Annotated in this window: 4 protein-coding genes, 1 tRNA gene and 1 pseudogene; 5 read left to right on the forward strand and 1 reads right to left on the reverse strand. The window is 57.8% G+C overall.

Annotated elements, in window-relative coordinates:
- On the forward strand, positions 1-754 hold a 754-nt coding region (locus FKP22_RS15265), incomplete at its 5' end, for a Bug family tripartite tricarboxylate transporter substrate binding protein (protein ID WP_141288329.1).
- Positions 755-907: 153 nt separating this feature from the next.
- Positions 908-984 (forward strand) — tRNA-Arg (locus FKP22_RS15270).
- A 40-nt stretch (positions 985-1,024) separates the two neighbouring features.
- Here FKP22_RS15270 and FKP22_RS15275 read toward each other — a convergent pair.
- A complete protein-coding gene (locus FKP22_RS15275) occupies positions 1,025-1,831 on the reverse strand; it encodes a tyrosine-type recombinase/integrase (protein WP_141288330.1) in 807 nt (268 codons plus the stop codon).
- A 383-nt stretch (positions 1,832-2,214) separates the two neighbouring features.
- Between FKP22_RS15275 and FKP22_RS15280 the strand changes: the two genes are divergently transcribed.
- The 3 genes and pseudogenes from FKP22_RS15280 to FKP22_RS15290 form a co-directional block, all read left to right on the forward strand.
- Complete coding sequence (locus tag FKP22_RS15280; protein ID WP_141288331.1) at positions 2,215-2,646, forward strand: RHS repeat domain-containing protein; 432 nt, start codon at positions 2,215-2,217, stop codon at positions 2,644-2,646.
- Between the two features lie 1,692 nt (positions 2,647-4,338).
- A complete protein-coding gene (locus FKP22_RS33440; RefSeq protein ID WP_141288332.1) occupies positions 4,339-5,322 on the forward strand; it encodes an RHS repeat domain-containing protein in 984 nt (327 codons plus the stop codon).
- Positions 5,323-5,624: 302 nt separating this feature from the next.
- Positions 5,625-7,634, forward strand: a pseudogene (locus tag FKP22_RS15290) (hypothetical protein); the annotation flags it as partial.

The following is a 7,634-nucleotide window of genomic DNA, read 5'->3' on the forward strand; positions in this document are numbered from 1 at the left end:
CGTCGCGGCGCAGGCCGCTGCACAGGCGGCGCCGGACGGCTACACCTTGTCGCTGGCAACCAATGGCCAGCTCGCGATCAACCCCGCGCTGCATGCCAAGCTGCCCTATGACCCGGTCAAGAGCTTCGCGCCGGTGGGGTTGGTGGCGTCGACTGCGTTCATCATCGCGGTCAATGCCGCGTCGCCCATCCAGACCTTGCCGCAGCTGATCGCCGAAGCCAAGCGCCAACCCGGCGCGCTGGCCTTCACCTCCTGCGGCAATGGCACGACCTGCCACCTGACCGGCGAGTTGCTGAAAGCACAGGCCGGCGTGGACATGCTGCACGTGCCGTTTGCCGGCAGCGTGCAGGCCGTCACCGCCTTGCTGGGCAACCAGGTGCAGGTGGCGTCCGACACCGTGGCCATCCTGGCGCCGCAGATCCGCGCGGGCAAGCTGCGCGGGCTGGTGGTCACCAGTGCGCAGCGCTCCCCTGTGACACCGGACGTGCCTTCGGCCACCGAGGTGGGCCTGCCGGACTTGCTGGCCGAGTCCTGGTTCGGCATCGTGGTGCCGGCAGCCACGCCGCCCGAACTGGTGCTGCGGCTCAACCGTGAGCTCGCCGCCATCACCCAGGGCAGCGATGTGCGCGATCAGTTCGCCAGGCTGGGCGTGGAGCCCTTGCAGAGCACGCCAGAGCAGTTCGCGAAGCTGATCGATTCGGACATCGTGAAATGGGGCCGCGTGGTGCGCACCGCCAAGGTCACGGCGCAGTGAGGTTTCGTGGGCGCTGCCTCCGTCTGGCCAGCGTCGCGGCAGTACGCTCCGGGGCGTCAGAGGGGCGCCCAGCCGAGGTGCCCAAATTTTTCGGCCGAACACTTGCGCGGCAAGTTTAATCCGGCATATACTGCTAGCTTCAGCGAACAGCAAGCGGCTGTAGCTCAGTTGGATAGAGTACTTGGCTACGAACCAAGGGGTCGTGGGTTCGAATCCTGCCAGCCGCACCAGAACTTCGGTTCTAGATCAACGGGTTAGATGCAAAGGCATCTAACCCGTTTTTCTTTCCTGGGGGACTTTTGGGGGAGTCGCCCCTCCCAGACCCTCTCGTTGTTCCCTCTTCAGCATGGCCAGACTGCGGTTCCAGCGACCGCTGTCTTCCTTGACCTTCTCCGGCGCCGCATGTATTTCGACGATCTGCGCCACGCTGTAGTGCTGGGTCATGGTTTGCTTGCTGTGCCACAGGATGTCCGCGATCGTGCCCTCCGGCACACCGGCTTCACGCAATCGCATGCCGACGGTGTGCCGCAGGTCGTGCACATGCAGGTCCCCCTGCCCGGCCTTCTTGCGCGCGTTCTGCCACGCAGTGTTGTTCATCGCCCGCACAGGCTGGTAGACCATCACCGGTTCTTTGTCCAGCCTCTTCACTCGTTCACGACGCCACACGAAGACGAATTCCTTGTGTTGCCCTTGCACGGACTCGAGGATCGACTGAGCCACACTGTTGCAGACCAGCACCCGTGAGCGCCTGCGGCCTTTGACGTGCTCACGTGGCACCTCAAAAACCGACACGCCCAGCTCCGGCACACGGATCTCCCATTCCCAGCGCAGGCTGCACACCACGTCGTCTCGAACGCCGGTATTCAGCTTGAACAGTGCCATTCGAGCCAGATGTGCCGGCAGCAACGGGAGCAGCGCTCTTTGCTTCGCCCACGTGATCGGCCTCGGCTCGCGTTGATGCCCGGTCAGGGGCAGCAGCGTGATCGCCGGTGCATGCTCCAGCCAGGTCCTGCCATCCTGATCACGCCAGCTCTTGCTGGCCAGATTCAGGATGTGTCGGACCAGTCCCAACGCCAAGTTCACAGTCTTGTGCTTTCGCCCGGCTTCCAGCCTTGCAGACACGATCAAGGTTGGCCGGACAGAAGTTGGTGTCGAACTCGGGGCCTTGAGCCAGCGCTGTGTTGAGCCAATGCTTCAATGTCGCAACCCGCAACCCGAGGGGAACATCCTCAAACTTAAGGAAACTTGCCAAGTGCCCCTGCTGTAAAGTGCTTCTGGACCGAGGTATCCAGCAATCAAACAAGAAGAGTCTTCGCAGGGAGGAGACTGAGCGATCCAGTACATCGAAGCGATGCTTCGATGATCAAGCACGCGAGCTTGACTTGCGTAGTTGGTCCACGGGCTGTTCGGTGCAATCTGCCATGGCTCTGGGAAGAGCCATGAATGAGAGATTTTCAGAGATGCGGTCCCCTTGCGAGCCTCGCAGCACGCAAGAGAGAACGGCCAGCCGCCCCCTCGCCCTGCTGCCCAGCGGCAGCACCGAGAGCCGGGAGTACCACCTGCGCGGCTGGTGGACCAAGCTCACCCCGACCCCGGCCGGCGGCGGCACCGGGCTGGTCACCAGCTACGACTACTACGCCACCGGCTTGCTCAAGCAAGTCACGCAGCCTGATGGCAGCTGGGTGCTCAACACCTATGACGACGCCCACCGACTCACCGACGTGAGCAGCTCGGACGGCAACAGCGAGCACTACGAACTCGACAACGCCGGCAACCGGCTCACCGAGAGCTACTACAAGGGCACCGACCCGGCCACCAAGGTCTTGGTCAAGACGGTCACGCGCACCTATGACGCATTGGGACGCATGCAAAGCGTCTCAGGGATGCAATGAGTGACGCCCATTGAAGGTTTCTAATGATCGACTAACTGACGAATGTGCAACAGAGGTGCCACGTGAATGGCCATCACTAGCATAGAGGCGATAGCAGGGAGGGAAATGATGAAACATGAAGATGTCAGCTTGCAGAATTCGAAATTCTCGAATGCAATGAAGGCCAGTGTTTGCAAAAAAGAAATTTTCTATGGCCATATATTTTTGCTAGGGATTTCGGCGGCATTGTTTTGTCCCGCCGCCGAGGCGCAATTCTGGAGCTACAGCTTTAACGGAGAAGCGATGAATGGCAATTGGGGCGAAGTTCGCGCCTTCTCTGAGCAGAAAGTCAATGCATATCTATCGGCAACGCAGGGCTTGAACGCGAGCTGTTTTTGGAGTGGCTCGGAGCCAAATCCGCCTGTATCAACTACCGGACCGTGGGGTGGGGGCTATACGCGAAACAATGATCCTAATATATATCCATGCACTGGTTCATATGCGGTCTCGTGGATTTCGTGTCCCGTAGACACGCGGCTTGTAGGGCAAGATCATGTCTGTGTGCCAATTAAGGACATTCAACGTGGCAACAAGCCACCTGCTTGTGGTGACGGAGCCGGTAATCCAATATATCCTCTCACTGGCTCCAAGCGAGAGTCGGTGGATATGGGTCTGGAACTTGGGCATCAATCGCTCAAACTTACTTACGACAGTTCAAGACAGATGGTTGCGCAGGCCGACGGTAAAACTGCTCAGTCATTTGGTGATGCTCCGGGGTTTGGTGCACTATGGTTTAGCACCTCGCACCGAAAAATCGTGGCCAGTCCGAATCAGGTGATTGTGCAGGCATATCGAGGGGATGGTCGAATTGTAAGCTTTCAAGTCGATGGCACCTCTATCAGCAGCGATGCCGATGTCACCGATCGGCTGAGCCTCGTCTCTGGCCTCTATCGTTATACCGATATGAGCTCAGGGGCGGTCGAGAGCTATGATGGCCTCGGCAGACTTTCAGTTATCAACTATGCTGATGGTAGAAATATAACTTTCTCGTACAGCGATACCACAACACCTGCATCAATAGCGCCGGCCTCTGGGTACCTAATTCTGGTTTCTGATAGTTTTGGGAGAAATTTCAGCTTCTCATACACGTTGTCGCCGGGAGGTGCTGCTGCCACAGACGGACGTGTGACCCAAATCACTGACTCTGCTGATCAAACGACGCTCGTTAACTACGATGCCGGCGGTAACCTTTCGTTGGTCACTTGGGCCGATACCGGTGTGCGTCAATTTGTGTACGAGCTGCCTGCGCTGCCCTGGGCCTTGACCGGGGTTATCGACGAGCAGGGGAGGCGGTACTCCACATTTGGATATGACGCGCAGGGGCGAGCAGTTTCCACGGAGCATGCCGGCTCAGTGAACCGCTACAGCGTTGCCTATGACACTGCTCCGCAACCAATCGTGACGGAGGTTTATGATTCGGCGGCGAAGATGATCTATCGCTACCACGAGTGGCAAGCTCCCATCAGCCCGACGTTGACTGACCCAAAAGGATCGGCGATCGGGCTCGGTTCGTCCACGGTGTTTGGCTACCCACATGTTCAAACGAGAACCCAGCCAGCTGGGTCAGGCTGTGCTGCGTCGACGAGTAGTGTCATTTTGGACGTCCAAGGCAACGTCACCAGCAAAGTCGACTTCGCTGGCAACCGAAGCTGCATGGCCTACGACAGCAGCAACCGGGAGACGGTGCGGGTGGAAGGCCTCAAGTCAGCCGACACCTGCCCGGCGGACGTGGCCAGCTACACCGCGACCATCGTCGGCCCGGCCAAGCCCCAGCGCAAGATCAGCACCCAGTGGCACCCGCAGTGGAACCTGCAGACCCAGGTGGTCGAGCCCAACCTGATCACCACCACGGTCTACAACGACCAGACCGACCTGGTGGACCCGGCGCACCCCAAACTGAACTGCGCCCCCAGCGCGCCAGCACTGCCTGACGGCAGCAAGATCGCCGTGGTCTGCAAGCGCTACGAGCAGGCCACCACCGACACGCTGGGCAACCTGAGTGCGGCCAACGCCACCGTGACCGACACCCGCAGCTGGAGCTACAGCTACAACCAATACGGCCAGGTGCTCACCGAGACCGATCCGCGCGGCAAAGCGACCAACTACGAATACTGGACCGAACCCACCAGCTTCACCGGCGAGGGCGCAGCCGCCCGCGGCCACACCCTGGGCGACCTCAAGACCGTGACCCAGGGCCCCAGCACCGCCAACCCCCTCAAGACCCAGTACACCGAGTACAACAAGCTCGGCCAAGTGCTCACCACCGTGCTGCCCAACGGCAGCACGGAGAGCCGGGAGTACCACGTGCGAGGCTGGCTGAGCAAGCTCACCCAGACCCCGGCAGGCGGCGGCACCGGGCTGGTCACCAGCTACGACTACTACGCCACCGGCCTGCTCAAGCAAGTCACGCAGCCAGACGGCAGCTGGACCCTCAACACCTACGACGACGCGCACCGCCTCACCGACGTGAGCAGCTCGGACGGCAACAGCGAGCACTACGAGCTCGACAACGCCGGCAACCGGCTCACCGAGAGCTACTTCAAGGGCACCGACGTGGCCACCCGCACGCTGGTGCGCACGGTCACCCGGACCTATGACGCACTCGGACGCATGCAAAGCGTCTCCGGCTTGCAATGAGCCGCCCCAACAATCACACGCGGAGGAAACCCATGACAAGCAAAACGATCATGCCGGCGAATGGTCGGAAGATTGATCAGATGACCGGTCCTTTCACTCACGCCGTGCGCCCTGCTCGCGCAGGGCGAATCGTGGTCGCTCCGGCGTGATATGCATGGGGCTTTGGGCAGAGCCATTGCGGTTTTGGATCGTGCGCGCGTAGCGATTATGGATATATCCATGCATGAGATCTACCCTATCTATAGGCCGTAACCGGCATATACAAGTAATTTTTCAAAATCTCAACCACCCTGGAGGGCGTGATGAAAAAAACAAATAGAATTCTTTTCTTTATGGCATTTTTTGCTTTCTGTCCACAAGTGCTCGCCTATTCTCGGATGGAGATTTTGAAGGCAAATGTGTGGTATAAGGATTACACGGGCAGCACCAATTTCTTCGACAGAGAGAAGGCGGAGCAAAGCTCTGTTTCTTTGATAAGCCAATTTGGCAATGGGCGTTATGTCGTTAACGTACTAGGATCCACTCCTTGTGACGGTGGCGATGGGGGAAACATTTGGGGAGAGCCGGTACGCAAGTGTGTAATGGATCATTGGTATGATACTTGGACTGACTCCAGCCATGATCAAATTGATACGAGTTCGACGCTCACTGGATGGTATTGTCCGGAAGGCTATCGTACTGGCGCCACTACCGACGGCCAGCCAATATGCACACGAGAAATACAAACGCAAGCTTGCCAGCGTTGTGCATCGGATAGGTTTGGCAATCCAATATCTGCGGGCGATGCCTCCAAAATTCAAACGGAGATCGACTTCGACGATCCTAAGGGGTTATTGACAATAAGTAGGGACTATTCAAGTAAAACCGGTCAGTTTCAGTTTAATTTCGAACATACGTTCGTTGCGCCAGGAGTGTCCGGGCGATGGTCCTATTGGCAGCCGCGTGGCTGTAAACGGGGGGTGGTAGATAACCCTGCTGCGGAGGATTGCTTTAAATATCTTTCCGAAGATCCATCGTACGCGAGCCCAGTTGGTGCAGGCGGAGTAGGGATTTCATTTGTTAAGGTAAATGATGGCTGGCAATCGGTTCATGGTGAATGGTTTCAACGGTTGCTCGGACCTCGCGCTGACGGATCGTGGGTGCTGACTGACCTTGGCACAAATCTTCAAAAAGTATTCGATGCATCTTCTCGCTTGGTCGAAGTCGCACCCGCTGGTGGCGGGCGGATTTATCCTAAATATATGTCAAGCGATTCCGGCTTGGCGAGCAGTATTGAAGACATTTATGGCCGGCAATTGTTCATCGGTCGCAATGATTTAAATCAAGTGCAAAACATTGTGCTACCGAATGGGGCTGTCGTCAATTACTCGCACCGAAGTACCCCATCCTCTGGTGTGATTGATCCGACGACGGGATCCTCTGGCGTTGTGCCTTCTTCTGTAATTTATCCCGATCTAAATACAAAAAATTATTACTGGAACGAACCGGAGCATGTTTCTGGGGACTGGTATCGTGCTCCGAGCGCTAACTTGTTGACCGGGGTTGTCGATGAGGACGGTAAGCGCTTTGCTACCTACAAGTATATCGATTCCAGGGCTGCTGACACGTTTCATGGTGACGGCGTCGAGCGGTGGAAAATTGACGATCCTAGAAATTTGGACATGGGTTTGTCTGGTGTCGTACATGTCAACAGTCCATTGAATTCCAATATTGACATTACGTTCAATAATGACGGTTTGCCGGTCAGCAGAACTCAGCCGGGGGGCAGTGGCTGCGCTGCGGCTGATAGTCAGCTGGTCTATGACGCAAACTCAAATATCGTTAACCGTCTTGACTTCTCAGGCAAGCGGAGCTGCATGGCGTACGACACCAGTCGGAATTTGGAGACGGTAAGGGTAGAGGGGCTAGGAACATCCGACACCTGTCCGACGGATGTCGCAGCGTATTCCGTCCCAGTTGGGCTGCCTGCTGATATGCCGCAGCGGAAGATTACTACCCAATGGCACCCATTGTGGAATCTAAAAACACGAATGGCGGAACCCGGCAAGATCACAACCCTGGTTTACAACGGCGTTCAAGATCCGATCCTGGGCGGAACGCCTGTGTGTGCGCCGGACGCGCCCCTGCTTCCGGATGGCAGCAAGATTGCCGTCGTATGCCGACGCTATGAACACACGACGGCCGACGCCCTGGGCAACCTGGGCTTCAACGCAGCGCTCGGCGAGAAGCGCAAGTGGAGCTATACGTATAACCAGTACGGCCAAGCGCTGACCGAGACCGACCCGCGCGGCAAAGCGACCACCTACGAATAC

This window comes from Ideonella azotifigens, assembly GCF_006519715.1.
GTDB lineage: Bacteria > Pseudomonadota > Gammaproteobacteria > Burkholderiales > Burkholderiaceae_C > Ideonella > Ideonella azotifigens.

Bases quoted from the DNA above. Each gene is read 5' to 3' on its own strand.
- FKP22_RS15280 (WP_141288331.1), top strand. From the start codon at position 2,215: ATGCGGTCCCCTTGCGAGCCTCGCAGCACGCAAGAGAGAACGGCCAGC.
- FKP22_RS33440 (WP_141288332.1), top strand. From the start codon at position 4,339: ATGGCCTACGACAGCAGCAACCGGGAGACGGTGCGGGTGGAAGGCCTC.